The organism is Bacillus sp. 0209A (assembly GCF_036765095.1).
GTDB lineage: Bacteria > Bacillota > Bacilli > Bacillales > Bacillaceae > Bacillus > Bacillus subtilis_G.
Genome location: NZ_JBAIZV010000022.1, coordinates 1 through 396, shown reverse-complemented (window position 1 = coordinate 396; position 396 = coordinate 1). Strand labels below are relative to the sequence as shown.

The 396-nt window shown below is 55.1% G+C and carries 1 protein-coding gene; it reads left to right on the top strand.

Annotation, left to right across the window (positions count from 1 at the left end; genetic code table 11):
* The coding region (locus V6D44_RS20980; protein WP_333516861.1) for an AMP-binding protein at nt 1-396 on the top strand (396 nt) is incomplete at both ends.

The window sequence follows — 396 nt, the reverse complement described above, 5'->3', positions numbered from 1 at the left end:
CGTTCTCACGAAGCCGTCGCTGGAAATGGCCGCCGCGGTGCTCGGCGTCTTAAAGGCGGGGGCGGCGTTTGTGCCGATTGATCCTGACTATCCGGATCAGCGGATTGACTACATTTTACAAGACAGCGGCGCGAAGATTCTCTTGAAACAGGAAGGCATTTCAGTACCGGATAGCTTCTTGGGAGAGGTCATTCTTCTTGACGGCGACCGCACGATTCTGAGCCTGCCGCTTGATGAAAACGACGAGGAAGATCCGCTCACAGCTACAAAAACGGAGAACCTCGCGTACATGATTTACACGTCAGGAACGACCGGTCAGCCGAAGGGTGTCATGGTCGAGCACCATGCGCTTGTGAACCTGTGCTTTTGGCACCATGACGCGTTCAGCATGACAGC